The sequence below is a fragment of the Flavobacterium sp. H122 genome, from assembly GCF_004959765.1.
Classification (GTDB): Bacteria; Bacteroidota; Bacteroidia; order Flavobacteriales; family Flavobacteriaceae; genus Flavobacterium.
Genome location: NZ_SJZD01000004.1, coordinates 199,365 through 223,458, shown reverse-complemented (window position 1 = coordinate 223,458; position 24,094 = coordinate 199,365). Strand labels below are relative to the sequence as shown.

Here is a 24,094-nt window from a genome sequence, read left to right as displayed (position 1 = left end):
TAAAATTTTTTTAACAAGTTTAACTAATTTTCGGATGTGATATTTCTTTCATAAATTTATGTTTTAATTAAATTATATGCCAATGAAAACTAAATTATTAGACAAAATTTTGAAAGTAGAAAAATTTCTTGAAAGCCTTAATGAAACTTCTTTATATCAAACTAGATTTGAGACTTATGGTATTAGTAGTAATCATAATTATTATAAAAATGAGATTAAATCATTTTATAATCGTCCCAATTGTAGTAGTAGCCCATTCGAAATTATTGGACAATTTAAAGGAATCCCATTTAGTAGATTTACTATGAATAGGAGTTATAAAGATTCTGTTATTAAGGTTTATGAGCAAGAGTTTTATGAAGCTTTACTTTATGCCGAAGAAGATAATACCATAAGTATTCACAAAGGTATCAATGAAATTATTTTCTATTTTTTATTGGATAAGTTAAGATGTGAAGTGGAAAAATTTTTAGATTTAATTCAAGGAAATGATTTTAGAATTGAATTTTCAAAATATAATTTCAATATTGAAAATAATATTATTGAGTTTGATAAAAGTAAGAATGACGATGTCATAAAATTTTTAACATCTAGAGGTATAAGTACTCAATTAATTGAATTTTTTAGAGAGAAAAATAATTTGATAGTTATGGAAAAAATGAACAGTGGAAAAAAATCATATATACAGTTATTCACTATAAAAAGTTGTATGAATACACTTAAAACATTTAATTTTCAAAACTTTGAATTAAAATGATTTACAATTTTAAAATTTCTAAAGAAAATTAATTTTTAGTAGCAAGTTATTTTACACCTGACAGGTTTTTAAAACCTGTCAGGTGTAAAAAAAAAATTATTTAATTATTCCGGCACAAGCAACTCTTCCTCCGGCATTTCCTGTTGGTTGCGTCGTGAAATCATCAGCGCCTTTATGTACGATTAAACCTTTGCCGGTTATATCTTTTGTTTCATCACCACAACCAATACACCATTCGTCAGTAGAGAATGTAATCGTTCCATTACCCTTTTCATCGGCGGTGAAATTTCCAATATCTCCTTTGTGATATTCTCCCTGGCCCCATTTTCCGTGCTTCTTGAAGGTAGGGTTCCAGTGTCCGCCTGCACTTGATGCATCAGCTGCAGAACAATCGGCTTTTTCATGAATATGGATTGCGTGTTCACCTGGAGTTAATCCTTGGATATTAGCTTCAAAAGTAACAACTCCGCCTTTTTCAGTGAATGTAGCGGAACCGGAAACTTGTGTGTCGCTTTTAGGTTGAAGCATTACTACAATTTCGTTTTTGCCTCCGGAAGTTGTTTTACAGGCAAATATGGTTGCAATTGAAAGTATTGAGATGATTGTTAATTTTTTCATTCTGTAAGTTTTTATTGGTATAAATTTAATAAAAAAAAGCCACAGCAGAATTAAACTGCTGTGACCTTTTTGACCAAACTAATTAAAATTTAAATTTTAGAAGCAATAAGTATTTTCTGCAACCAATTTAGATGCAATTGTTTCTCTTAAAGCAACAACATTAGGCATATTTACATATTTAGTAAAACGGCGTAATCCCATTAACATCATGCGTTGTTCGTCACCTTCAGCAAATGAGGCAATACCTTCTTTTCCTTTTTGTGTGATGATATCCACCGCATTGTATAAGTATAACTGAGCCATTGCGATTTGTTCTTTTACGTTTTCAGCACCTTTAGCTTTTGCTAATTTTTCTGTACGTAAAATTCCTGATTCAGCCATATAGATTTCGATTAACATATCAGAAGCCGCCATTAATAACTGTTGGTGTGCCTCTAAGTCCGGGCCGTATTTTTGTACTGCCGCACCGGCAACCATTAAGAATGATTTTTTTAATTTACCGATTAATTCTTTCTCTTCAGCAAATAATTCTGAGTAATCAGGAGTGTCAAAATCAGGAATTCCCATTAATTCTTCAGCAACTTTCATTGCAGGACCCAGTAAATCAACGTGTCCTTTCATTGCTTTTTTCACTAACATACCTACAGAAAGCATACGGTTGATTTCGTTTGTTCCTTCATAGATACGAGCAATACGGGCATCTCTCCATGCTGATTCCATCGGAGTGTCTTCAGAGAATCCCATACCACCAAAGATCTGGATTCCTTCGTCAGCACAGTTTTGAATATCTTCAGATACAGCAACTTTCAAGATTGAACATTCGATAGCGAATTCTTCCACTCCTTTTAATTCAGCTTCCTGATGTGTTGAACCTTCAGCTTCACGTGCAGTAATTCTGTCCTCGATGCTTTTTGCAGCACGGTAAGATGCTGATTCTCCAACATAGGCATTTGCTGCCATTGTTGCTAATTTAGAACGGATAGCGCCAAAGTTTGCAATAGGTGTATTAAATTGTAAACGCTCGTTAGCATATTTAACAGCACCTGAAATTGTTCTTCTTTGTGCATCCAGACAAGCTGCTGCCAGTTTGATACGTCCTACGTTCAATGCATTCATTGCAATTTTGAAACCTTCACCACGTCCTGCAAGCATGTTTTCTGCAGGAACAACTGTATCGTTGAAAAATACCTGACGTGTTGAACTTGCACGGATACCTAATTTATGTTCTTCCTCACCTAAAGTGATACCGTTAGTGTTTGCGGGGTCATACTCAACGATGAATCCAGTGATGTTTTTATCGTTTTCGATTCTTGCGAATACAATCATCAGATTACAGAAACCTGCATTTGAAATCCACATTTTCTGACCGTTGATTTTGTATGTTTTTCCATCAGCCGAAAGTTCAGCTTTTGTTTTACCTGAATTAGCATCTGAACCAGCTCCCGGCTCTGTCAGACAGTAAGCACCAAACCACTCTCCCGAAGCTAATTTTGGAACATATTTAAGTTTTTGTTCTTCCGTTCCATATAATGTAATCGGCATTGTACCAATACCTGTATGTGCTCCGAAAGCAGTTGAGAATGATCCTGTAGCACCTGAAATGTAATCACATGTTAGCATTGTAGAAACGAATCCCATTCCTAATCCGCCGTAAGCCTCTGGAACAGCTACTCCTAAAAATCCTAATTCACCGGCTTTACGCATCACTTCTTCAGTATAAGCGTAATCCTTTTTCTCAAATTTGTCTTTGTGTGCCCACAATTCTTTGTCTACGAATTCTTTTACAGAATCACGCATCATAATCTGCTCTTCCGAAAAATCTTCCGGAGTGAAAATATTTTCACATTTAGTTTCTTTAACAAGGAATTGACCTCCTCTTGTAATATCTTCCATAGTTTTTATTTTTTAAGAAAATAGAGAATAGAATAAAGAAAAGAGACTATTTTAATCCGTTTTGAAACGACATTGTCATTCTTTGAAATTCTTCTATTTTAGATTCTAATTGGTTAAAAATTGTTTCGTTTATATTTTTTCTATTTTTTGCAACAATTAATTGAGTTATTAATTCGAAAGAAGAACCTAGAGAAATATCAATGAAATGGCTGAAAGATTTATCTGTCCTTGCAGAACCTTCAGCAATATTACATGGAATAGATACTGAACATCTACTTATTTGTGAGCTTAAATCAAATCTTTCATGCTTTGGGAATTCTAAAAGTATATCAGACACATCATTAGCGATTTCAATACCAATTTGCCAAATTTTGAGATTTTTATAATTATGACGTAAACTCATAAGTCTATTCTCTATTTTCTTTATTCTTTATTCTATAATAATTCAAAAATCCCCGCAGTTCCCTGACCGGTTCCCACACACATGGTTACCATTCCGTATTTGTTGCCACGGCGTTTCATTTCGTCGAATAACTGAACTGATAATTTAGCTCCTGTACATCCCAGTGGGTGTCCTAATGCAATAGCTCCACCATTCACGTTGATGATTTCAGGATTTAAGTCTAATTCTCTGATTACTGCCAAAGATTGAGCAGCAAACGCTTCATTCAACTCGAATAATTCGATATCAGAAATTTTTAAACCTGCCTGTTGAACTGCTTTTGGAATCGCTTTCACAGGACCTATACCCATAATTCTTGGTTCTACACCCGCAGAAGCAAAGTTTACTAAACGAGCGATAGGCTCAAGGTTTAATTCTTTTACCATTTCTTCGCTCATAATCAGTACGAAAGCAGCACCGTCACTCATTTGTGATGAGTTACCGGCAGTTACTGAACCGTCAGCCGCGAAAACAGGCTTCAAGCCCGCTAAAGCTTCAACAGAAGTTCCTGCTCTTGGTCCTTCGTCTTTGGTTACAGTATATGATTTGGTTTCTTTTTTCCCTGCTTCGTTAATGAAAGTATGTTCTACAGTGATAGGAGCAATCTGAGCATCAAATTTTCCTTCAGCCTGAGCTTTTAAGGCTTTCATGTGTGACTGGTAAGCAAATTCATCCTGATCAGCACGGGAAACATTGAATTGTTTTGCAACAGCTTCAGCCGTTAATCCCATTCCCCAGTAATAATCTTCATGACCGGCAGCAGCAGCTTTATAATCCGGAGTGGGTTTGTATCCACCCATTGGAATATAACTCATGCTTTCCGCACCTCCGGCAATAATACAATGTGCCATTCCTGATTGGATTTTGGCTGTTGCCATACCAATAGTTTCCAATCCTGATGCACAATAACGGTTTACAGTTACACCCGGAACATCGTCTACTTTTAATCCCATCAATGAAATTAAACGGCCTACGTTTAATCCTTGCTCAGCTTCCGGCATGGCATTTCCTACCATTACGTCGTCAATTCTTGTTTTGTCAAAACCCGGTAATTGCGCCATCAAATACTCGATGGTTTCAGCGGCTAATTCGTCAGGTCTTTTGAAACGGAACAATCCTTTAGGTGCTTTACCAACGGCTGTTCTATATCCTTTTACTATATATGCTGTTTTCATGTTTTTATTTTTTAAGAGCATAGAAAATAGAATAGAGAAAATAGACTTTTGAAATTGTCGGATACGCTCTATATTCTTTTCTCTATATTCTGTTATCTAGTTTCTCAACGGTTTTCCTTTAGTTAACATAAATTGGATACGCTCCAATGTTTTTCTTTCGGTACAAAGTGATAAGAAAGCTTCTCTTTCTAAATCCAATAAGTATTGTTCCGTTACCAATGTTGGTTCAGACAAATCACCTCCAGCCATTACATAGGCTAATTTGTTAGCGATTTTCTGATCGTGTTCAGAGATATATTGTCCGGCAACCATTTGGTCAGTTCCTACTAAGAACATACCCAATGCCTGTTTTCCTAAAACTTTAATGTCTTTGCGTTTCGCCGGTTGTGTGTATCCAGCTTCAGCCATTAATAAAGCATGTTTTTTGGCTTCGGCAATCTGACGGTCTTTGTTTACAACAACAACGTCTTTTCCTTTTTGTAAGATTCCTAAATCGAATGCCTCATAAGCCGAAGTTGCTACTTTAGCCATACCGATTGTTAAGAAATATTCCTGTAAAACATTCAATTCAACGTCGTTTTTACGGAAAGTATCAGCAGCTCTTAAAGCCATTTCTTTAGATCCACCACCACCAGGGATAACTCCAACACCGAATTCTACTAATCCAATATAGGTTTCTGCAGCGGCAACTACTTTATCAGCATGCATTGATAGCTCACAACCACCGCCTAAAGTCATTCCGTGAGGAGCAACTACTACTGGAATAGAAGAGTAACGGGCACGCATCATAGTGTCCTGGAACATTTTGATAGCCATGTTTAATTCATCATACTCCTGCTCAACAGCCATCATGAAAATCATACCGATGTTGGCACCAACCGAGAAATTAGTTCCTTGGTTACCAATTACCAATCCGTTGTATTCTTTTTCAGCTAAATCGTATGCTTTGTTTAAACCTTGGATTACACCACCGCCAATAGTATTCATTTTTGAGTGGAATTCTAAATTCAGGATTCCGTCACCAAGGTGATGTATAGTTGCATCAGCATTACCCCAAACTTTTTTGCTTTCGCGGATATTGTTTAAGATGATAAATGCATCCTGACCCGGAACTTTTGCTTGTGATTTTGAAGCAATATTGTAGAAATGTGTAGCACCTTCTTTTACTGTGTAAAAAGATGTATTTCCAGATGCAATCATATCATTAACCCAAGCAGCAGGTTCGTAACCTTCCGCTTTCATTAATTCGATACCTTTTTGAACACCAATGGCATCCCAGATTTCGAAAGGACCGTTTTCCCATCCGAAACCGGCTTTCATGGCATCGTCAATTTTGTAAAATTCGTCAGTAATTTCAGGAACTCTGTTGGATACGTAAGCAAACATTGAAGAAAAAGATTTTCTGTAGAATTCTCCTGCTTTGTCTGTTCCTTTTACTAAAACTTTAAATCTATCGATAGGTTTTTCGATAGTTTTTGTCATTTCCAGCGTTGCAAATGACGCTCTTTTATTTGGACGATATTCTAACGTATTTAAATCTAATGATAAAATATCTTTTCCTTCTTTTTTATAGAAACCTTGTCCGGTTTTGCTTCCTAACCATTTGTTTTCCATCATTTTGTTGATGAAATCAGGAAGTTTGAACAATTCGTGTGCTTCGTCGTTCGGACAGTTTTCGTAAATACCGTTGGCAACGTGTACCAAAGTGTCTAATCCAACCACATCAACAGTACGGAAAGTGGCAGATTTTGGACGGCCAATAACTGGTCCGGTTAATTTATCAACCTCCTCAATAGTTAATCCCATATCTTTTACCAAGTGGAATAAACTTTGAATTCCGAAGATTCCGATGCGGTTCCCGATGAATGCCGGTGTATCTTTTGCAACAACCGAAGTTTTTCCTAAGAATTGTTCTCCGTAGTTATTTAAGAAATCCAATACTTCAGAAGAAGTTTGCGGACCTGGAATAATTTCAAATAATTTCAAATAACGGGCAGGGTTGAAGAAATGCGTGCCACAGAAATGTTTTTGGAAATCTTCGCTTCTGCCTTCGCTCATAAATTTGATTGGAATACCAGAAGTGTTTGAAGTAATTAAAGTGCCCGGTCTTCTATGTTGGTCGATTTGTTCGAATACTTGTTTTTTAATGTCAAGACGTTCTACAACAACTTCGATAATCCAGTCTACATCTTTGATTTTTGCAATATCATCAGTTAGATTTCCTGTGCTGATACGATTTGCAAATTTCTGATCGTAAATAGGAGAGGGCTTCGATTTTAAAGCGTTAGCTAAACTGTCGTTAACAATTCGGTTTCTTACCACTTTACTATCAAGTGTCAGACCTTTTTTCTGTTCAGCTTCGTTTAGTTCACGAGGTACAATATCAAGTAGTAAAACTTCTACTCCGATGTTTGCAAAATGGCAGGCAATACCTGAACCCATAATTCCTGAACCAACAACAGCAACTTTTTTAATTACTCTTTTCATTTTTTGTTTTATTCTGGTTGATTGAATATGTTTTTATCTTGAATTAATTCGTTTATTACTTCGGCAACTTCCACAAAATGAATCAATTTTTCCTCGGGAATATGCTGCTTTACAGTTTCATTAAATTTTAAAACTGTTTGTTTGGAAAGCTCACGCTTTAGTTTTCCTTCTTCGGTTAAGTAAATTAAAACACCACGTCCGTCATTAGGGTTTGGTTTTCTGATAATTAAACCTTTTTCTTCTAATGTTTTAAGGGTTCTGGTTAAGCTTGTAGCCTCCATTCCCATACGGCTGCTGATTTTTGTAGAAGGGGTTCCTTCTTCGCGGTCTATACTTAAAAGGGCAAAACCAATAGCCATAGAGCCTTCGTATTTTGAAGCTTCTTCATTATACATACGGGCAACTGCCTGCCATGTAGAACGAAGTATATAATCTATAGTTTTATCTTTCATATTTAATTTTGGAAAATCAAATATAATAAAAAATAGTATGCATGCATAATAAATTAATAATTTTTTTATGCGTGCATATAAAAAAAATAAAAAACCCTTACAGAAAAAGGGTTTGAGAGATTAAAATTTATTTTCGTTTACGTCATTTAGGAATTTTATGACTCCCAGGATGTATGTTTTTTGATCATCGTATTGTGAAAGATGGCTTCCATTTGGACAAAAAAGAAATCTTCCGTTTTGTACTTCTTTTGACATCCATTCCATATGTTTGGGATCCATGGTGTCATGTTTAGAGCCAATTACTAATGTGGGTACGGAAATACTTTTTAATTTATCTCTGACATCCCAATTTTTTAAGGTTGCATTTCCCGTAATTCCAAATTCACTCGGTCCCTGCATAAAAATATAAACATTAGGGTTAAGATGTTTGAAACATCTGTTGACAGCTTCCGGCCATTTATTTAGTGGTTTTCTTAAAATATGCTCTGTATAATAATATTTGAAAAGCAGTTCCTGATATTTTGGATTGTGATAATCTTTGTTTTTTTCGAAAGTTTTGATCTGCTCAAAAACGTCTTTGGGCAGTTTTGGTCCTAAAACTTCTTCGGCATACTTATTATATAAAGGAGCGCTGGACATCATATTGGAAATAATCAACCCTTTTAAATTGTTCTGATGTTTGAAAGCATATTCCATGGCAAGGATTCCGCCCCAGGATTGTCCCAATAAATAGAAGTTGTCTTTGTTTAAACCTAATGCTTTGCGGACTTGTTCGACTTCATCTACGAAACGATCGTTTGTCCAAAGCCGGTTATCATCTGGCTGATCACTGTAATAGGATCCTAATTGGTCGTAATAAATGTATTCGATGCCTTCTTTAGGGAAATAGCCGTCAAAACATTCGTATAATTCGTGAGTAACCCCGGGACCACCATGAAGCAGGAGTACTTTAATTTTGGGATTGTTTCCGATGCGTTTTGTCCACACTTTAAATTCGCCGGCAGGAGTTTTAATAGGAATCATTCTGATTCCTCCCGTATATTGATCTTCCGGATTTGAATAATCGAAGTAATTTAAATGAGAAACTTCCTCTTTGTTTTTACAATTAAAGAAAGTTACCATAATTAGTGAAAAACAAAGAAGAAGTTTAAGTTTCATAACAATTAAATTTAGTTATATATCTTTTCGTAAAGTCCTTTGTATTTTTCTAATACTACTTTACGTTTTAATTTTAACGTAGGAGTAAGATGGCCACCGTCTATCGTCCATAAATCAGGTGTTAGTTCAAAACGTTTGATTTTTTCCCAGTTACCGAATTTAGTATTATAAGTATCTATTTCCTGTTGGATTCTATTGATAACTTCAGGGTTCGAAATAATTTCTTCATTTGTGCCTCCAATATTTATTTTATGGATTTGTGCCCATTCTTTTACAAAATCAAATGAAGGTTGAATAATAGCAGCTGGCATTTTTTGTCCATCTCCAATTACCATGATTTGTTCTATAAAACGAGATTGTTTGAATGTGTTTTCAAGAATTTGAGGTGCGATATATTTACCACCAGATGTTTTGAACATCTCTTTTTTACGGTCTGTAATTCTTAAGAAACCATCCTTGTCAAATTCACCAATATCACCTGTATGGAAGTACCCATCTTTAATAACATCTGCAGTTTGTTGCTCGTCTTTATAATAGCCCATCATTACATTTGGTCCTTTACAAAGAATCTCTCCGTCTTCGGCAATTTTAACTTCAACGTTTTTAATTAGTTTTCCAACTGTACCTATTCTAAATAAGCCATTACGCATATCATTAACAGAGATTACAGGAGAAGTTTCGGTTAAACCGTAACCTTCCATAACAGGCATTCCTGCGGCTGCGAATACTCTTGTTAAGCGGGTTTGTAAAGCGGCACTTCCCGAAACCATTAATTTAACGTTTCCACCAAGTGCTTCCTGCCATTTGCTGAATATTAATTTACGTGCAATTTTTAATTGGAATTCATATAAAAAACCATTTTTGCCATAAGGCTCATATTTTAAACCTAAATCGATAGCCCAGAAAAATAGTTTTTTCTTGATACCGGTTAATTCGGTTCCTTTCGCATAAATCTTATCATATACTTTCTCAAGTAGTCGGGGGACAACTGAAAATACATCAGGTTTAACTTCTTTGAAGTTATCCGAAATTTTATCAATGGATTCGCCAAAATAAATCGATATCGAATAGTATTGATAAATGTATAGAATCATTCTTTCGAAAATATGGCAAACTGGCAAGAAACTCATTGCTCTTGCCTGACCTTCTTCAATTGGAATTCTGTCAGAACTGTCAATAACGTTTGATACAATATTGTTGTGAGACAGCATAACTCCCTTTGGTTTTCCTGTTGTTCCGGAAGTATAGATGATTGTAGCTAAATCGGTTGGTTTTACATTGCTTTTTCTTTCTTCAACAAAGTTTTGTGTTGAATTGTCTTTTCCTATGGCTAATAAATCTTTCCAGTTATTTTCTCCAGAAATTTCATCAAAAGTGTAAACTCCTGCAAGCGATGGCACATTAGCCTTGATTTCGTTTAATTTTCTTAAAACTTCAACATCTGATACAAAGCAGTATTTTGATTCTGAATGATTTAATATGTATTCGTAATCTTTTTCAGAAATAGTAGGGTAAATTGGTACTGTCTGGGCTCCGGTTTGTAAAGCCCCGATATCCATGATATTCCATTCTGTTCTGTTGGTAGATGAAATGATGGCTATTTTATCATTTTTTTGAACTCCAATTGCTATTAAAGCTCTGGAAATTGCATTTGCTTTATCAATATATTCCTGTGTGGATGTTTTAACCCATTCACCGTTATATTTAGTTACAAGAGCATCAGGCAAATTGTTTTTTTCCAGCTGATAGTATGGGAAGTCGAATAATCGGGTAATTTTGGTCATTATGTAATATAGGTATAGTTAATAGTGCAAATAAAAGAAATTTAACGTAAATATATGGAAATGTTTATTTTTTAAAATCAATTGATAGAGAATTTACACAAAAACGTGTTCCTGTTTTAGTTGGACCGTCATCAAAAACATGTCCTAAATGACCACCGCATTTTGCGCACAGGATTTCTGTTCGCACCATACCATGACTTGTATCTTTTTTATATTCAACCTTTCCGGGCAATGTTTTATCAAAAGAAGGCCAGCCACAATGAGACTCAAATTTTGAATCGGAAGAGAAGAGAGGTTCACCGCAGCCACCACATACATATGTTCCTTTTTCAAAATGCAGATTATATTCTCCTGTATTAGGATATTCCGTTCCTTTTTCTCTTAGAATTCTATATTTATCTTCACCCAATTGCGCTTTCCACTCAGCGTCTGATTTTACAATTTTGTATTCCACTTTATTTGTTTTAATAGATTTTTTTTCCTGTCCTATACATGATTGAAAGAACAGAATAGTAATTAGAACCAAATATTTTAATAAACTACTCATTAATGAAATGTAAAGCCTTATTAATTACTGTGTCATCTCCTAAAATTTTTCGATGCCCTAATTTCTGTGTTTCGAAAAATTCTCCTTTTTCCAAGTGTTTGTGAATGTTAATACCACATTCTACGGGCACTTCATAGTCATTTATGTCATGTATCACTAATGTTGGAATTTTGACGCTTTTTGCGGCGTGATGTGCTGCGTAATTTTCCATTGGTTCACCAAATTTTTTCTCAAAAAGGGCTTTCATTTTTTCAGCCACTATAGGTTTGAGTCTCATTTTTTTTACAAATTCATGCAAAATATCTATTATTTTGTCACCGCTTCCTATTATTACCAGTTTTTTTACAGCAAGCCCCCTTTTTACTGAATTTAATAAAGCCATGCCTCCAAGAGAATGACCTATTGCATAATCAAATGGACCGTATAATTTTTCCAATTCAAGATTCGCTGCAATAAATTCCGGCATTAAAGTGGTTTTTGTATCTGATTTTCCATGTGCCGGTGCATCATAACTTATTGTTGAATATCCTTTTTTCAGCAATTCATCAGCAAACTTAACCAACTGTGTTCCTCTGCCTGACCAACCATGAACCAGCAGCACTTTTTTGGGGCTGTCTCCGTAATGATAAACGACTACTTTTTTATTTATTTTAGGTATATAGACCAACTCTTTTTTTGAGTCTTCAGCCATATGCCATTCTCTTTTCGGAGTTTTATGTTTTATTGGGGTAGTGAAAATTGCAGCTCCAAATTTTGTTGCCCAATCTGTTGATATAAACTGTAATGTTTTTGCTAAATAAATTATAGGTTTAGGTACTTCGATACCCTGTTGTTTCTTTTTTTTCAAAATAAATTTTTTTGATATGCAATTTAATGCTTTTTTATCGTTTGGTATAAATTTTGAGTCTTAAAATAATGATAAATTTTGAAAAATCAGTGTAAGAAAAAGTAATCAAAAAGTATTATTTTTACAATCCAAAAGTAAACAGACAAATTATGAAAAAAAGTGTTATTATATCGGGTTTAGGAGTTCTGGCTTTAGCATTTGCCTGTGCAAAAAACCCTTTTACAGGAAAAAGTACAATGGCTCTTGTTCCTGACAGCCAGATTTTCCCTATGGCTTTTCAGCAATACAGTCAGTTTTTAACTGAAAATAAAGTAATAAAAGGAACAGCTGATGCCAAAAGAGTAGAATCAGTAGGAATGAAAATTAAAACCGCAGCTGAAAAATGGCTTAATGCCAATGGTAATCCAACATATTTGAAAGATTATGCATGGGAGTACAATCTGGTTGACAGTAAAGAAGTGAATGCCTGGTGTATGCCTGGCGGAAAAATAGTGGTGTATACAGGAATTTTACCTATAACCAAGGATGAGGCAGGTATGGCGGCAGTTATGGGACACGAAGTGGCTCATGCACTGGCAAATCACGGACAGCAACGTATGAGTGCAGGATTATTGCAGCAGGCAGGTGCAGTGGGTGTTGCAGTGGCTACAGGTAATAAATCACAGCAGCAGCAGCAGGAATTTATGCAGTATTATGGATTGGCTACTCAATTGGGAGGAATGCTTCCTTTCAGCCGTGCCCACGAATCAGAGGCTGACCAAATTGGTTTGTTGCTGATGGCAATTGCCGGGTATAATCCTGAAAATGCCGTTTATGTTTGGGAACGGATGTCTGCTTTGGCAGGAGGACAGGCACCACCTGAATTTTTGAGTACCCACCCAAGTAATGAAACCCGTATTGCTAATTTGAAAAAGCAAATCCCTCAGGTAAAAACCGAAGCTGCAAAATTTGGTGTTGTATTTAAATAAAAAATAGTACTTTAGAAGCCCCGTAGATTCGGGGCTTTTATTTTTAACGAACTTCAGAAACATATGCAGCCACTTCAAAAAGGTGATAAAAAATTATTAAATGCATGGGCATTTTATGATTGGGCAAATTCAGTTTATACATTAACTATTGTTTCGTCTATTTTTCCCATTTTTTATGATTTAATTTTTAGAAGCCAATTAAAATTTGTTGATATTCTAGGTTATCAATTTAAAAATACGGCAGTTATTTCTTTTGTCACTGCCATCGCTTTTCTGATAGTTGCAGTGATTTCTCCCATCTTGTCAGGTATTGCTGATTATATTGGCAATAAATTGGTGTTTCTTAGATTTTTCTGTTATTTGGGCGGACTGTCATGTATTGGATTGTATTGGTTTACACCTGAGCATTTTTTTATCAGTTATACTATCTATTTGTTTGGACTTATTGGTTATTGGGCAAGTCTAGTATTTTATAATTCTTATTTACCTGATATTGCCTATCCAGAACAGCAGGACAGGGTGAGTGCCCGTGGTTTTTCTATGGGCTATATTGGCAGTACTGTTTTATTGATCATTAACTTGGTTATGGTTATGTCAGTTCCTAAGGAAGCACCTTTGAAGGATCATCTACAAATGATGCGCTACTCATTTGTTATGACCGGTATATGGTGGATTGGATTTAGTCATGTAACCTATTATTATTTGCCAAAAGGAATTTCATTAGGACATAAATTAACAAAAGCTGTTGTATTGGACGGGTATCATGAGTTAAAAAATGTTTGGAAAGATGTTAAGGTGAATATTGTTTTAAAGCGTTACCTTATTAGCTATTTTGTATTTATAATGGCAGTACAGACTTTTATGCTCGTTGCTACTTATTTTGGAGCAGAAGAAATAGCATGGGAAACGGAAAATCAAAAAACTTCAGGATTGATAGTAAGTATTTTACTTATTCAATTAGTAGCTGTTTTAGGTGCTTTTCTTACTTCAAGAGCATCTGAAAAATTTGGAAATATTAAAGTTCTGATCGTTTTAAATATATTTTGGGTGATTTTATGTTTGGTAGCTTATTTTGCTAAAACCCCAACGGAATTTTATTGTATTGGCGGTTTCGTAGGATTAGTAATGGGTGGAACTCAATCGTTAGCCCGATCTACTTATTCCAAGTTTTTACCCGATACGCAAGATACGGCTTCTTATTTCAGTTTTTATGATGTAACTGAAAAAATAGGGATTGTTATTGGAATGTCAATCTATGGTGCAATTGATCAGATTACTGGAAGTATGAGAAATTCGGCTCTTTTTTTAGGAGTCTTTTTTATTATTGGAGCCTTTCTTCTTTTAAGAGTGCCGAGAAAAGATGATTAATGAGGTTATATAATGTATATTTGTTTTGTATTCTAAATTAAAAATAATGAAAACTAAATTAAGATTATTAATCTTTGCTTTTTTTGCATTTTTAACACTGTTTTTAACTTCATGCGGTGGAGAGGATGAAGTGAATAATGGGACTTCTACAGGTAATTATATGCCTTTAGCTGTGAATAACAAATGGAGTTATGTTGATCAATTTGACCAGACAGATGATCTTCTTATTATAAATAAAGAAAATCTTAATAATAAAGTTTATTATCAGGTTGATACAGAAGCTACTTCTACGGAGTTAGGTTATTCAATTAAAATTTGGTTTGCTAAATCGGGAGCAAAATATTTTTCAAGAACTGTTATTGAAATGCCTGCTTATAATGCAACAGTTTCTCCTATGGAGGTTATTATTTTAAGAGATGATCTTAATGTAAATCAAACATGGTCTCAGAATTTTAAACTGACAGTAAAAATAAGTGGTTATGGATCTCAATCCATACCGGTTTCTGTTACTGGTAAAATAATTGAAAAAGATATCAGTGTCAATGTAAAAGGTGTTAATTACAGTAATGTTATTAAATCCTATGTAAAAATCAATGTTGACGGGCAAATTGCAGAAACTAATTACTGGTTCTCTAAAGATATTGGAATTGTTAAAAATGAAACTACCGAAAATGGTTCTACAATAATATCAGAATTGACAAACTATATATTAAATTAGAAGATATTTATTTAAACTAAAATCCCGAAACAATCGTTTCGGGATTTTTTATGGCATAAATCTTGACTTATTACAATGCTGGGAATATTATAAATTTTTTTATTTATTGATTTTCAGTAAGATAAAGGTTTTTGTTGCAGTATCTTTGCAATACTAAACCATTGTGTTTAATGACAAAATGACTTAATTTATATATGTCTCAACAAAAAATACTTACTATTGACAGTTTGTCATTCCAAGAGTTGGATCATGAAGCCGATTTGATTCCGTTATTGACTCCGGAGGATGAAGAAGAAATGAATAAGGAAGAACTTCCTGCAGATTTGCCTATTCTTCCTTTGCGTAATACCGTTTTATTTCCCGGTGTTGTAATTCCTATTACCGCAGGCCGTGATAAATCTATTAAATTGTTAAATGACGCTAATGCATTGGATAAAATAATTGGTGTTGTCTCTCAAAAAGATGAAGAGGATGAAGATCCTACCGAGGAACAAATCAATAAAGTGGGTACTGTTGCCCGTATTCTTCGCATTTTAAAAATGCCTGACGGAAATGTGACAGTTATTCTTCAAGGTAAAAAACGCTTTGAGATTGATAAGGTAACAACAACGGAACCTTATTTAAGAGCTACTATCAAAGAAGTTCCTGAAGTACGGCCAAAAGACAAGGACAAAGAATTTTCGGCTATAATTGAATCAATCAGGGAATTGGCAATTCAAATTATTAAAGAGAGTCCGAATATTCCTACCGAAGCTACTTTTGCTATAAAAAATATCGAAAGTAATCCTTTTTTAATAAACTTCGTTTCTTCAAATATGAATCTGACTGCTCAGGAAAAACAAGAGTTGTTAGAAGTTCATGATTTGAAAGAAAGAGCGCTTCAAACGTTAAAACACATGAATATCGAACTTCAAAAATTAGAATTGAAGAACGACATTCAGTCAAAAGTCCGCTTTGATTTAGATCAGCAGCAACGCGAATATTTTCTGCAGCAACAAATGAAAACCATCCAGGAAGAACTGGGGGGTAATTCTACCGAGCAGGAAATTGAAGAAATGCGTAAAAAGGCCAAAGCCAAAAAATGGGATGCAAAAGTAGGTGAGCATTTTGAAAAAGAAGTGCAGAAACTGCAGCGTACCAATCCAAATTCTCCTGATTTTGGTATCCAGCGAAATTATCTGGAATTGTTTTTAGAATTGCCATGGAATGAATATTCTGTGGATAACTTTGATTTAAAACGTGCCAAAGAAATTCTAGACAGAGACCATTTTGGTCTGGACGATATAAAAAAACGTATCATTGAGCATTTAGCTGTGCTGAAGCTGCGTAATGATATGAAATCACCAATTTTATGTTTTACAGGACCTCCGGGTGTGGGTAAAACGTCAATTGGCCGTTCTATTGCTGAGGCTTTAGGTCGTGAGTATGTACGTATGTCACTGGGAGGTTTACGTGATGAAGCGGAAATCCGTGGTCACCGTAAGACTTATATAGGTGCCATGCCGGGACGTATTTTGCAGAATTTAAAAAAGGCAAAAACATCAAATCCGGTATTCATTCTGGATGAAATAGATAAATTGTCAAGCAGTCATAACGGTGATCCTTCATCAGCATTGCTTGAAGCTTTGGATCCAGAACAAAACAAGGAATTCTATGATAATTTCCTTGAAATGGGATTTGATTTGTCTAAAGTAATGTTTATTGCAACATCAAATAATATTTCTGCAGTACAGCCAGCGCTTCGTGACCGTATGGAAATTATATCGATGACAGGTTACACGGTTGAGGAAAAAGTTGAAATTGCCAGACAGCATTTGGTGTCTAAACAAGTTAAGGAACACGGATTAACTTCCAAGCAGTTTTCAATTGGTAAAAAACAAATTGAAAAAATTGTTGAAGGGTATACCCGTGAATCCGGTGTACGTGGTCTGGAAAAGAAAATAGCACAAGTAGTTCGAAATGCAGCTAAATCAGTTGCTATGGAAGAAGAATACAATGTTAAAATAACAGATGAGGATATTGTAAAAGTTCTTGGTGCGGCTCGTTTAGAACGTGATAAGTATGAAAATAACGAAACAGCCGGCGTAGTCACTGGATTGGCCTGGACAAGTGTAGGAGGTGATATTTTATTTATTGAATCGATTATATCTGAAGGTAAAGGCAGTTTGACTTTTACCGGAAATATGGGGACTGTAATGAAAGAATCCATTACGATTGCCATGGAATATGTTAAGGCAAATGCCAAACGATTGGGAATAAATACAGAAATATTTACAAAATATAATATCCACGTACATATCCCAGAAGGAGCAACACCTAAAGACGGACCTAGCGCAGGTATTGCAATGCTGACATCATTAGTTTCTTTGCTGACACAAAAAAGAGTCAAAAAACATTTGGCCATGACTGGTGAGATCACTTTAAGAGGTAAAGTGTTACCTGTTGGTGGTATCAAAGAAAAGATATTGGCGGCCAAAAGAGCTAAAATTAAAGAAATTATCCTTTGTCAGGAAAACAAGCGTGATATAGATGAAATCAATCAGGATTATCTGGAAGGATTAACGTTTCACTATGTAAATGAAATGAGTGAAGTGCTTGAACTTGCTATAACAAAAGATAAAGCAAAAAACGCTAAAACGTTATAAATGAAAAACGGCTATTTTAAATAGCCGTTTTTTTATTAAAAAATAATATCTTCGCCACAGCGTTAGTATTTTAAATAACGCTTGGGTTAATGCATAAAAAAGTTATCACTTTCTTGCTGTTTCTGGTATCGTTTTCTTCTTTTGCACAAGTAGGAGGCGAGAGTGTTTATCGTTTTTTAAACTTAGTGTCTTCGCCTCGTCAGGCTGCATTAGGAGGTAAAGTAATAACACTTTATGACTATGATGTGAATCAGCCTCTTTTTAATCCTGCTGCAATCAATGAGGAAATGGATGGTCGCTTGGCTATTAACTATGCCAATTATTTAGGGGATGTTAGTTATGGGACAGTATCTTATGCCTATACACATGACAGACATTTGCAGACATTTCATGGAGGATTGACGTATGTGAATTATGGAAAATTTGACGGCAGGGATGAAATGGGAAATCCAACCGGTGATTTTACAGGGAATGAATTAGCGCTATCTTTAGGTTATGCTTATAATGTTCCGTGGACAAAACTGCATATTGGTGCCAATGCAAAATTTATTTCCTCTACTTTGGAGACTTATCAGTCATTTGGAGTCGCGGCAGATATCGGAGCGGTTTATGTAGACGATGAGAATGATATCAACTATGCTTTGACGGTTAGAAATTTTGGTACTCAATTGAGTACTTATAATGGATTAAGAGAAAAAATGCCTTTGGAAATTATTGCGGGTATTTCTCAGGAACTCGATAATGTACCGGTACGCTGGCATCTTACACTGGAAAATCTGCAAAAATGGAAAGTGGCTTTTTCAAATCCTGCCAACGGAGAAACTGATATTGATGGTAACGTTAAAGAAGAAAAAGTAACTTTTTTAGGAAATGCAATGCGTCACGTTATTTTTGGAGCCGAAATATTGCCTAAAAAAGCAATTAACTTCCGGCTAAGTTATAATTTCCGTCGTGCCGCCGAATTAAAGTTGGTTGAACAAAGAACTTTTGCCGGATTTTCAGCAGGTTTTGGTATTCGTTTTAGTAAATTCAGATTTGATTATTCGTATTCAAGATATACTTTGGCTTCAAATACTTCTATATTTGGATTAATGATTAATTTATAGATTTTGAGAAAAATTACCATTGCAATAGACGGATTTTCGTCAACAGGAAAAAGTACTTTAGCTAAGCAGATTGCAAATCAATTAGGCTATGCCTATGTAGATACAGGAGCAATGTACCGTGCGGTAACTTTATTTGCCATGCAGAATGGTTTGGTTGACCAGTTTGACTTTAATAAATCGGAATTGGTTAAAAGACTCCCCGAAATTAATTTACAGTTTGAATTTAACCCTGAATTAGGTTTTGCAGAAATGTATCTGAACGGGACTAATGTTGAAAAACAAATCCGTTCTCTTGAAGTTTCAGGTTTTGTAAGTCAGGTAGCCGAGGTTTCGGAAGTACGTGCAATGCTTGTAAAGCAACAGAAGCAGATGGGAATGGCTAAAGGAGTGGTGATGGATGGCCGTGATATAGGTACAGTTGTTTTTCCTGATGCTGAAGTTAAATTATTCATGTCGGCCAGAGCTGATGTGCGTGCACAACGCCGTTTTGATGAGCTGACAGAAAAAGGGCAGCTGGTTTCTTATGACAGAGTACTTGAAAATGTGTTGCAGCGTGACCATATAGATACTACACGTGAGGATTCTCCTCTTGTAAAAGCTGCTGATGCCATTGAAGTTGATAATTCAGAATTGACCCGTGAGCAGCAATTCGATCAGGTAATGGAAATCATCAAAAATAAGCTTTGAATATATCCTGTAAACTGATTTTTTTAAATTGTAGATAAATTTTCTACCGAAAACGTTTTAACTAATGTTTTTTTTATAGATTTACCGCCCTTTTTAAATCAAACAAAAACCAAAAAAAAATATGAATATTAAATTTAGACTGACCTTAATGAGCTTTCTTCAGTTCTTTGTGTGGGGGGCGTGGTTGATTACTGTTGGAAATTATTGGTTCGGAACAAAACAATGGAGCGGGGCTGAGTTTGGAGCAATTTTTTCAACACTTGGAATTTCTTCGATTATTATGCCTGCAGTGACAGGTATCATAGCAGATAAATGGCTGAATGCAGAAAGATTGTATGGAATTTTACATATTTTAGGTGGTTTATGTATAGCTTATTTACCGCAGGTTGACAATCCGTCAACTTTTTACTGGGTTATTTTTGCAGCGATGATGTGTTATATGCCTACAATTTCTTTGTCTAACTCGGTAGCATATAATATTTTAAAGAATAACAGCTTTGATGTAATTAAGGTATTTCCGCCTATACGTGTATGGGGTACTGTTGGATTTATTGTAGCGATGTGGATTACTAATCTTACCGGGAATAAAGCATCAGCGAATATGTTTTACATTTCTGCTTTTTCTGCGGTAGTTTTAGGATTGTACTCGTTTTCATTGCCTGCCTGTCCGCCGCAAAAACTGATGGATGAAAATGCATCATTGACTGAAAAACTGGGTTTGAATGCATTCAAGCTTTTTGGAACGTATAAAATGGCATTGTTTTTCATTTTCTCAATGTTCTTGGGTGGTGCATTACAATTGACAAACATGTACGGTGATACTTATTTGTCGGAATTTGAAAAAATTCCCCAATATGCAAATTCGTTTGTTGTGAAGTATTCAACTATAATTATGTCTATTTCTCAAATTTCAGAAACTTTGTTCATTTTAGCTATTCCGTTCTTCTTGAAACGTTTTGGGATCAAGCAGGTAATGTTGATTTCTATGTTAGCTTGGGTATTGCGTTTCGGGTTATTTGCATACGGAGATCCTGCGGGTGGTTTGTGGATGATTATTTTATCGTGTATTGTTTACGGAATGGCATTTGACTTTTTCAATATATCAGGTTCTCTTTTTGTGGAGACTACTACAGATTCAAAAATCCGTTCATCTGCTCAGGGTTTGTTTATGATGATGTCTAACGGATTTGGAGCTTTCTTCGGGGGGTTGATCAGCGGGTATGTTATTGATAAATATTTTACATCTGACGGACAAAGAGACTGGCATAGTATCTGGCTTGCTTTTGCGGCTTATGCTTTAGTTATTGCCATTGCATTTGCAGTTTTGTTTAAGCATAAACACAATCCAAAAGATGTTGAGAGTGTGACGCATTAAATTTTATAATTTCTTAAATATAAGAGCCTTTTGGAAACAAGAGGCTTTTTAATTTTTAAATACTATACTATTTTATGAGTATCTTAGTTATGTTTAAGAATTAAATTTTTTAAAATATGGAATTGAAACCTGCCGATATTGTGAGTTCGATTACAAAAGAAGAATTTATAAATAACTATTATAAGACACAGAAGCCGTTACTGATTAAAGGATTTGCCAGACAATGGGAAGCCGGTGAAAAATGGAATTTTGACTATATTAAGGAAAAAGCAGGTGAGCAAATAGTACCGCTTTATGACAGTAAACCGGCTGATGCCAATAAAAGTACCAGTGAACCGGTTGTGAAAATGAAATTCAAAGAGTATATCAATCATATTCAGTCGACTCCTTCTGATTTACGTATTTTCTTTTATATTATTACAGACCGGCTTCCTGAACTGCTGCATAATTTTACATATCCTGATTTGGGAATGAAATTTTTTAAACGTCTGCCGACTCTTTTTTTCGGGGGTAGTGAAGCTAAGGTTTTGATGCATTATGATGTAGATCTTGGGGATTTTATTCATGTGCATTTTGAAGGAAACAAACGCATTTTGCTGTTTGATCAAAAACAGTCTCCTTTTTTATATAAAGTACCGCTTTCAGTGCATACTATTTATGAGGTGGATTATGAAAATCCTGATTATGAAAAATTTCCGGCTTTAAAGTATGCTCAAGGCTATGAAATATTTATGGAACATGGTGATGCGCTTTATATTCCCGGTGCTTTTTGGCATTTTAACCGGTATCTGGATGCCGGTTTTTCATTGTCGCTGCGGGCATTGCCAACTAAGCCTTTACAGTTTGTCAATATGTTGTATCATGTTTTTGTAATGAGGTATACTGATAAATTAATGCGTAAGCTATTGAAGAAAAAATGGGTTGATTTTAAACAGTACTGGGCTTATAAAAGGACGCATAAAAAACTGAAAGCGCATTTATTAAAGCAAACCGCATAAAGATTTTGTCTGTAAATTTCAAACTTTGATCATCCAATAATCTAATAATCTAATAGTCTGACTGTCTAAGAAGTCTGATAATCTAACTATCTGAAACAAACCTTTGGTAATTAAATAATTATTCTTAATTTTGCACACCTTTTGGCGGGTAGGGTTTCCTTAAGGTATTCAATTAATTATATGTAAAACGCTTCTGTTTTTTCTATTGCATAAGAAACCCAAGAAAATCAGAATACAAATTTTTTATCAGACATGTCTGAATTAAACAAAACACAAGAACAATTTTTAGCAGATTTTAACTGGCATAACTATGCAGAAGGTATTGATGCTGTTGACGCTAAAAATTTACAGGAGTTTGAAGATTTAGTAGCAAAAACTTTCATTTCTACAGGTGCTGAAGAAGTAGTAGAAGGTGTTGTTGTTAGAATTACTGAAAGAGATGCTATTGTTGATATCAATGCAAAATCTGAAGGTGTTATTTCTTTAAACGAGTTCCGTTACAATCCTAACTTAAAAGTTGGTGATAAAGTTGAAGTATTAATTGATATCCGTGAGGACAAATCAGGACAATTAGTATTATCACACCGTAAAGCCCGTACAATCAAAGCTTGGGACAGAGTTATCGCTGCTAATGAAACAGGAGAAATTGTTAATGGTTTCGTAAAATGCAGAACTAAAGGTGGTATGATCGTTGACGTATTCGGAATCGAAGCATTCTTACCAGGTTCTCAAATCGATGTTAAGCCTATCCGTGACTACGATCAATATGTAAACAAAATGATGGAATTCAAAGTTGTTAAAATCAACCATGAGTTCAAAAACGTTGTTGTTTCTCATAAAGCGCTTATCGAAGCTGATATCGAAGTACAGAAAAAAGAAATCATTGGTCAATTAGAAAAAGGTCAGGTATTAGAAGGTGTTGTTAAAAACATTACTTCTTACGGTGTATTCATTGACTTAGGAGGTGTTGACGGATTAATCCACATCACTGACTTATCTTGGTCAAGAATCAACCACCCATCTGAAGTATTGGAATTAGATCAAAAATTAAACGTTGTAATCCTTGATTTCGATGATGAGAAAACAAGAATCCAATTAGGTTTAAAACAATTAAACGCTCACCCTTGGGATGCATTGGATGCTAACTTAAAAGTTGGTGACAAAGTTAAAGGTAAAGTAGTTGTTTTAGCTGATTACGGTGCTTTCATCGAAGTTGCTGAAGGAGTAGAAGGTTTAATCCACGTATCTGAAATGTCTTGGTCTACACACTTACGTTCAGCTCAGGATTTCGTGAAAATTGGAGATACAGTTGAGGCGGTTATCTTAACTCTTGACAGAGAAGAAAGAAAAATGTCTTTAGGTATCAAACAAATGTCTCAAGATCCATGGACTGATATTACTGCTAAATACCCGGTAGGTTCTAAACACACTGGTACAGTAAGAAACTTCACTAATTTTGGTATTTTCGTAGAATTAGAAGAAGGTATCGATGGTTTAGTTTACATTTCTGACTTATCTTGGACTAAGAAAATCAAACACCCATCTGAATTTGTTAACGTAGGTGATAAATTAGATGTAGTTGTATTAGAATTAGACGTTGATGCACGTAAATTATCTTTAGGTCACAAGCAAACTACTGCTAACCCTTGGGATAAGCACGAAGATGCTTTCGCTGTAGGAACTATCCACAACGGAACAATTGCTGAAATCGTTGACAAAGGTGCAACTGTAGATTTCGGAGATGATGTAGTTGCTTTCATTCCAACTCGTCACTTAGAAAAAGAAGATGGTAAGAAATTGAAAAAAGGTGATACTGCTGACTTCAAAGTAATTGAGTTCAACAAAGAATTCAAAAGAGTTGTAGCATCGCACACAGCTATCTTCCGTGAAGAAGAAGAAAAAGTAGTTAAAGAAGCTGAATCTAAATCTACATCTTCTACACAAGCTGAGAAATCAACTTTAGGAGATATCGATGCTTTAGCTGAATTAAAAGCTAAAATGGAAAAAGGAGAGAAATAATATTTTCCTCTTGCACTGAGCTAGCCTGTGCTGAGCATAGTCGAAGTAAA

The 24,094-nt window shown here is 35.0% G+C and carries 20 protein-coding genes; 10 read left to right on the top strand and 10 right to left on the bottom strand.

Annotated elements, in window-relative coordinates:
- Positions 1-82: 82 nt before the first annotated feature.
- Positions 83-757 (top strand): hypothetical protein, encoded by a 675-nt coding sequence (locus EZM65_RS07990; protein ID WP_136668028.1) that lies wholly within the window; start codon positions 83-85, stop codon positions 755-757.
- Positions 758-853: 96 nt separating this feature from the next.
- On the opposite strand, the gene EZM65_RS07985 is transcribed toward EZM65_RS07990, so the two are convergent.
- The 10 genes from EZM65_RS07985 to EZM65_RS07940 all read right to left on the bottom strand — a co-directional run bounded on the left by EZM65_RS07985 (position 854) and on the right by EZM65_RS07940 (position 12,160).
- Complete coding sequence (locus tag EZM65_RS07985) at positions 854-1,375, bottom strand: superoxide dismutase family protein (protein WP_136668027.1); 522 nt, start codon at positions 1,373-1,375, stop codon at positions 854-856.
- A 96-nt stretch (positions 1,376-1,471) separates the two neighbouring features.
- Complete coding sequence (locus tag EZM65_RS07980; RefSeq protein ID WP_136668026.1) at positions 1,472-3,268, bottom strand: acyl-CoA dehydrogenase family protein; 1,797 nt, start codon at positions 3,266-3,268, stop codon at positions 1,472-1,474.
- Positions 3,269-3,314: 46 nt separating this feature from the next.
- Positions 3,315-3,671 carry a four helix bundle protein gene (locus EZM65_RS07975; RefSeq protein WP_136668025.1) on the bottom strand — a complete coding sequence of 119 codons (357 nt, stop codon included), beginning with the start codon at positions 3,669-3,671 and terminating at the stop codon, positions 3,315-3,317.
- A gap of 32 nt (positions 3,672-3,703) precedes the next feature.
- Positions 3,704-4,885 carry an acetyl-CoA C-acyltransferase gene (locus EZM65_RS07970; protein ID WP_136668024.1) on the bottom strand — a complete coding sequence of 394 codons (1,182 nt, stop codon included), beginning with the start codon at positions 4,883-4,885 and terminating at the stop codon, positions 3,704-3,706.
- 96 nt (positions 4,886-4,981) lie between these two features.
- Positions 4,982-7,372, bottom strand: coding sequence for a 3-hydroxyacyl-CoA dehydrogenase/enoyl-CoA hydratase family protein (locus EZM65_RS07965; RefSeq protein ID WP_136668023.1), 2,391 nt, complete (start codon positions 7,370-7,372; stop codon positions 4,982-4,984).
- Between the two features lie 8 nt (positions 7,373-7,380).
- A complete protein-coding gene (locus EZM65_RS07960) occupies positions 7,381-7,824 on the bottom strand; it encodes a MarR family winged helix-turn-helix transcriptional regulator (protein WP_136668022.1) in 444 nt (147 codons plus the stop codon).
- A gap of 120 nt (positions 7,825-7,944) precedes the next feature.
- Positions 7,945-8,982 (bottom strand): proline iminopeptidase-family hydrolase, encoded by a 1,038-nt coding sequence (locus tag EZM65_RS07955; RefSeq protein WP_136668021.1) that lies wholly within the window; start codon positions 8,980-8,982, stop codon positions 7,945-7,947.
- Positions 8,983-8,993: 11 nt separating this feature from the next.
- Positions 8,994-10,766 carry a long-chain fatty acid--CoA ligase gene (locus EZM65_RS07950; RefSeq protein WP_136668020.1) on the bottom strand — a complete coding sequence of 591 codons (1,773 nt, stop codon included), beginning with the start codon at positions 10,764-10,766 and terminating at the stop codon, positions 8,994-8,996.
- A 64-nt stretch (positions 10,767-10,830) separates the two neighbouring features.
- The gene (gene msrB / locus EZM65_RS07945; protein ID WP_136668019.1) at positions 10,831-11,313 is read right to left on the bottom strand and encodes a peptide-methionine (R)-S-oxide reductase MsrB; all 483 of its coding nucleotides are present in this window, start codon (positions 11,311-11,313) and stop codon (positions 10,831-10,833) included.
- Positions 11,306-12,160: an alpha/beta fold hydrolase gene (locus EZM65_RS07940; protein ID WP_169051675.1), complete on the bottom strand. Its 855-nt coding sequence runs from the start codon at positions 12,158-12,160 to the stop codon at positions 11,306-11,308. The genes msrB and EZM65_RS07940 overlap by 8 nt, the downstream gene beginning before the upstream one ends.
- Before the next feature lie 149 nt (positions 12,161-12,309).
- On the opposite strand from EZM65_RS07940, the gene EZM65_RS07935 reads away from it, so the two are divergent.
- From EZM65_RS07935 to rpsA, 9 genes are all read left to right on the top strand, one after another.
- Positions 12,310-13,128, top strand: a complete 819-nt coding sequence (locus tag EZM65_RS07935; RefSeq protein ID WP_136668018.1) for a M48 family metallopeptidase — start codon at positions 12,310-12,312, stop codon at positions 13,126-13,128.
- A 63-nt stretch (positions 13,129-13,191) separates the two neighbouring features.
- Positions 13,192-14,496 carry an MFS transporter gene (locus tag EZM65_RS07930; protein WP_136668017.1) on the top strand — a complete coding sequence of 435 codons (1,305 nt, stop codon included), beginning with the start codon at positions 13,192-13,194 and terminating at the stop codon, positions 14,494-14,496.
- 46 nt (positions 14,497-14,542) lie between these two features.
- On the top strand, positions 14,543-15,214 hold the full coding sequence (locus tag EZM65_RS07925; RefSeq protein ID WP_136668016.1) for a hypothetical protein: 672 nt from the start codon (positions 14,543-14,545) through the stop codon (positions 15,212-15,214).
- A 194-nt stretch (positions 15,215-15,408) separates the two neighbouring features.
- A complete protein-coding gene (lon, locus tag EZM65_RS07920) occupies positions 15,409-17,859 on the top strand; it encodes an endopeptidase La (RefSeq protein ID WP_136668015.1) in 2,451 nt (816 codons plus the stop codon).
- An 89-nt stretch (positions 17,860-17,948) separates the two neighbouring features.
- Positions 17,949-18,965: a type IX secretion system protein PorQ gene (gene porQ, locus EZM65_RS07915; protein ID WP_136668014.1), complete on the top strand. Its 1,017-nt coding sequence runs from the start codon at positions 17,949-17,951 to the stop codon at positions 18,963-18,965.
- Between the two features lie 3 nt (positions 18,966-18,968).
- Positions 18,969-19,652: a (d)CMP kinase gene (gene cmk, locus EZM65_RS07910; protein ID WP_136668013.1), complete on the top strand. Its 684-nt coding sequence runs from the start codon at positions 18,969-18,971 to the stop codon at positions 19,650-19,652.
- A gap of 121 nt (positions 19,653-19,773) precedes the next feature.
- Positions 19,774-21,027, top strand: coding sequence for a nucleoside permease (locus tag EZM65_RS07905; RefSeq protein WP_136668012.1), 1,254 nt, complete (start codon positions 19,774-19,776; stop codon positions 21,025-21,027).
- Between the two features lie 116 nt (positions 21,028-21,143).
- Positions 21,144-22,025, top strand: a complete 882-nt coding sequence (locus EZM65_RS07900; protein WP_136668011.1) for a cupin-like domain-containing protein — start codon at positions 21,144-21,146, stop codon at positions 22,023-22,025.
- A gap of 252 nt (positions 22,026-22,277) precedes the next feature.
- Positions 22,278-24,044: a 30S ribosomal protein S1 gene (rpsA, locus tag EZM65_RS07895; protein ID WP_136668010.1), complete on the top strand. Its 1,767-nt coding sequence runs from the start codon at positions 22,278-22,280 to the stop codon at positions 24,042-24,044.
- Positions 24,045-24,094 lie beyond the last annotated feature (50 nt).

What these genes read in the sequence shown, in the direction of transcription:
- EZM65_RS07955 (WP_136668021.1), bottom strand. Translation starts at nt 8,982, where the DNA reads ATGAAACTTAAACTTCTTCTTTGTTTTTCACTAATTATGGTAACTTTC.
- EZM65_RS07985 (WP_136668027.1), bottom strand. Translation starts at nt 1,375, where the DNA reads ATGAAAAAATTAACAATCATCTCAATACTTTCAATTGCAACCATATTT.
- lon (WP_136668015.1), top strand. Translation starts at nt 15,409, where the DNA reads ATGTCTCAACAAAAAATACTTACTATTGACAGTTTGTCATTCCAAGAG.
- porQ (WP_136668014.1), top strand. Translation starts at nt 17,949, where the DNA reads ATGCATAAAAAAGTTATCACTTTCTTGCTGTTTCTGGTATCGTTTTCT.
- EZM65_RS07980 (WP_136668026.1), bottom strand. Translation starts at nt 3,268, where the DNA reads ATGGAAGATATTACAAGAGGAGGTCAATTCCTTGTTAAAGAAACTAAA.
- EZM65_RS07975 (WP_136668025.1), bottom strand. Translation starts at nt 3,671, where the DNA reads ATGAGTTTACGTCATAATTATAAAAATCTCAAAATTTGGCAAATTGGT.
- EZM65_RS07990 (WP_136668028.1), top strand. Translation starts at nt 83, where the DNA reads ATGAAAACTAAATTATTAGACAAAATTTTGAAAGTAGAAAAATTTCTT.
- EZM65_RS07950 (WP_136668020.1), bottom strand. Translation starts at nt 10,766, where the DNA reads ATGACCAAAATTACCCGATTATTCGACTTCCCATACTATCAGCTGGAA.
- EZM65_RS07960 (WP_136668022.1), bottom strand. Translation starts at nt 7,824, where the DNA reads ATGAAAGATAAAACTATAGATTATATACTTCGTTCTACATGGCAGGCA.
- EZM65_RS07970 (WP_136668024.1), bottom strand. Translation starts at nt 4,885, where the DNA reads ATGAAAACAGCATATATAGTAAAAGGATATAGAACAGCCGTTGGTAAA.
- EZM65_RS07900 (WP_136668011.1), top strand. Translation starts at nt 21,144, where the DNA reads ATGGAATTGAAACCTGCCGATATTGTGAGTTCGATTACAAAAGAAGAA.
- rpsA (WP_136668010.1), top strand. Translation starts at nt 22,278, where the DNA reads ATGTCTGAATTAAACAAAACACAAGAACAATTTTTAGCAGATTTTAAC.
- msrB (WP_136668019.1), bottom strand. Translation starts at nt 11,313, where the DNA reads ATGAGTAGTTTATTAAAATATTTGGTTCTAATTACTATTCTGTTCTTT.
- EZM65_RS07925 (WP_136668016.1), top strand. Translation starts at nt 14,543, where the DNA reads ATGAAAACTAAATTAAGATTATTAATCTTTGCTTTTTTTGCATTTTTA.
- EZM65_RS07965 (WP_136668023.1), bottom strand. Translation starts at nt 7,372, where the DNA reads ATGAAAAGAGTAATTAAAAAAGTTGCTGTTGTTGGTTCAGGAATTATG.
- EZM65_RS07930 (WP_136668017.1), top strand. Translation starts at nt 13,192, where the DNA reads ATGCAGCCACTTCAAAAAGGTGATAAAAAATTATTAAATGCATGGGCA.
- EZM65_RS07905 (WP_136668012.1), top strand. Translation starts at nt 19,774, where the DNA reads ATGAATATTAAATTTAGACTGACCTTAATGAGCTTTCTTCAGTTCTTT.
- EZM65_RS07935 (WP_136668018.1), top strand. Translation starts at nt 12,310, where the DNA reads ATGAAAAAAAGTGTTATTATATCGGGTTTAGGAGTTCTGGCTTTAGCA.